At 73.3% G+C, this 2,649-nt stretch carries 3 protein-coding genes; all 3 read left to right on the top strand.

All coding sequences use genetic code 11. The features are described from left to right. Nucleotides 1–990 (top strand): ATP-binding protein (locus FV223_RS24810; protein WP_147729455.1); only part of this gene is annotated, 990 nt, incomplete at its 5' end. Nucleotides 991–1,085: 95 nt separating this feature from the next. Then, nucleotides 1,086–2,144, top strand: a complete 1,059-nt coding sequence (locus FV223_RS24805; protein ID WP_147729454.1) for a cysteine synthase A — start codon at nt 1,086–1,088, stop codon at nt 2,142–2,144. Nucleotides 2,145–2,257: 113 nt separating this feature from the next. Continuing rightward, a complete protein-coding gene (locus FV223_RS24800) occupies nt 2,258–2,413 on the top strand; it encodes a DUF3309 domain-containing protein (RefSeq protein ID WP_147729453.1) in 156 nt (51 codons plus the stop codon). The last annotated feature ends 236 nt before the right edge of the window (nt 2,414–2,649 follow it).

Here is a 2,649-nt window from a genome sequence, read left to right as displayed (position 1 = left end):
GCCGCGCGCCGCGCCGCGGCCCTGACCCACCGGCTGCTGGCCTTCTCGCGCCGGCAGACCCTCGATCCACGGCCCACCGACGTGAACCGCCTCGTGGCGGGGATGCACGAGCTGATCCAGCGCACCGTCGGCCCGGGCATCCCGGTCGAGGTCGCCGCCGGCGCGCGGCTGTGGACCGCCCTGGTGGACGCGTCCCAGCTCGAGAACGCGCTGCTGAACCTGTGCATCAACGCCCGCGACGCGATGCCGGACGGCGGCCGCATCACGGTCGAGACCGCCAACGCGCGGTTCGACGCGCGCGCCGCCCGCCAGCACGACATGCCGGAGGGGCAATACCTCGCGCTGTGCGTGGCCGACACCGGCACCGGCATGCCGCCGGAGGTGGTCGCCCGGGTGTTCGAGCCGTTCTTCACGACGAAGCCGATGGGGGCGGGCACCGGCCTCGGGCTCTCGATGATCTACGGCTTCGCCAAGCAGTCGGGCGGGGAGGTGCGGGTCCGCTCGGAGGTCGGGGCCGGCACCCGCGTGAGCATCTTCCTGCCCCGCCACCACGGCGATGCCGAGGTCGAGGACAAGGTGGCGGCCGGCCCGGCGCGGCCGCGCTCCGGGCAGGGCGAGACGGTGCTGGTGGTCGACGACGAGCCGACGGTGCGGATGCTGCTCGCCGACATCCTGGAGGACCTCGGCTACACCGCGATCGAGGCGAGCGACAGCGCCGCCGGCCTCAAGCTGCTGCAATCGGACGTGCGCATCGACCTGCTGGTGACCGATGTCGGCCTGCCGGGCGGGATGAACGGGCGCCAGATGGCCGATGCCGGCCGCGCCCGCCGGCCCGACTTGAAGGTGCTGTTCATCACCGGCTACGCCGAGAACGCCGCGCTCGGCGAAGGCCACATGGCCCCCGGCATGGCGGTGGTGACCAAGCCGTTCTCCGTCGACGCCATGGCCGAGCGCGTCCGCGCGATGATCGAGGCGCCGCGCCCGGCCTGATCGCCGGGGCGCCGCCCCCCGGCTTCCGATGGGCCGCCTTCTGATCTATCGCGGAGGGCGGCGCCCCGGGAGGCGCGCGATGCGGAGGCACCGGCATGGGCGTGGCGACGGATGCGGAGTGGGGCACCCGCCCCGACGTGCTGGCGGCGATCGGCGGCACGCCGCTGATCCGGCTGCGCCGGGCGTCGGAGGAGACCGGCTGCACCATCCTCGGCAAGGCCGAGTTCCTCAATCCCGGCCTCTCGGTGAAGGACCGGGCGGCGCGCGCGATCGTCGAGGACGCCGAGGCGCGCGGGCTGATCCGGCCGGGCGGCACCATCGTCGAGGGCACGGCGGGCAACACCGGGATCGGGCTGGCGCTGGTGGCCTCCGTGCGCGGCTACCGCACGGTGATCGTCATCCCGGTCACCCAGTCGGAGGAGAAGAAGCAGACCCTGCGGCTCGCCGGCGCCCGCCTCGTCGAGGTGCCGGCGGTGCCGTACGCCAACCCGAACAACTACGTCCACGTGGCGCGCCGCCTCGCCGAGCGGCTCGCGGCCACCGAGCCCGCCGGCGCGTTCTTCGCCGACCAGTTCGACAACGTCGCCAACCGCGGCGCGCACGAGCGGCACACCGGCCCCGAGATCTGGGACCAGACCGGCGGCACCCTCGACGGCTTCGTCTGCGCCGCCGGCACCGGGGGCACGCTCGCCGGGACGGCGCTCGCCTTGCGGGCGCGCAACCCCGAGGTCGCGATCGCGCTCGCCGACCCCGAGGGCTCGGCGCTCCACGCGCACTACACCGCCGGGACGCTCAAGGCCGAGGGCTCGTCGATCACCGAGGGCATCGGCCAGGGGCGGATCACCCGGAACCTCGAGGGCTTCGCGCCCGACCACGCCTTCCGCATCCCCGACGCGGAGGCGCTCGACATCGTGTTCGGGCTGATGCGGGAGGAGGGGCTGTCGCTGGGCGGCTCGTCCGGCATCAACGTCGCCGGCGCGATCCGGTTGGCGCGGGTGCTCGGCCCCGGCCACACCATCGCGACGATCCTCTGCGACGGGGCGGCGCGCTACGCCTCGAAACTGTTCAACCCCGCCTTCCTGCGCGAGCGCGGCCTGCCGACGCCGGACTGGCTGGACGAAGCCGGCGCGCCGCTGCCGGACTGGCACGCTTGAGCCGGCAAAACCGTCCGTCACGTTTGCGTGCGAATTATTTGAACGGAACGGATTGTCGCGGCGTTTGAACGGTCAAGCTCACGACCCGTGCGCTCCCGCGGAGACTTTCTTCCATGTCGCTCGTCACCATTCTGCTCATCATCCTGATCATTCTCGCCTTCGGTGGTGGCGGCTTCCTCGGCGGCGGCGCCTATCGCGGCCCGGGCTTCGGCCTCGGCGGCATCCTGATCATCGTCCTGATCGTGCTGCTGGTCACCGGCCGGCTCTGACGCCGGACGCGGGGGCCCGGTTCCGCGATCCGCGATCGGGGACCGGCTCCCGACGCCCCCTCCGCGATCTGCGGATCGCGGAGGGGGCTCTGTTTTCCGTGAGGTCTGATCTTCTTCACGCGAGCCGGGATCCACCGCGCTCGAAACCGCTCTAGCGGGCGCAGACGATCCCGATGACGGCGCCGCCGACCGCAGAGGCGGCGGCGCCGACGCTGCCGGCACCGGCGGTCGACGGC

The organism is Methylobacterium sp. WL116 (assembly GCF_008039455.1).
Classification (GTDB): Bacteria; Pseudomonadota; Alphaproteobacteria; order Rhizobiales; family Beijerinckiaceae; genus Methylobacterium.
The sequence above is the reverse complement of the archived record's forward strand: the minus strand, read 5'-3'. Positions and strand labels throughout refer to the sequence as shown.

Excerpts from the sequence above, each read along its gene's own strand:
- FV223_RS24805 (WP_147729454.1), top strand. The coding sequence starts at position 1,086 with ATGGGCGTGGCGACGGATGCGGAGTGGGGCACCCGCCCCGACGTGCTG.
- FV223_RS24800 (WP_147729453.1), top strand. The coding sequence starts at position 2,258 with ATGTCGCTCGTCACCATTCTGCTCATCATCCTGATCATTCTCGCCTTC.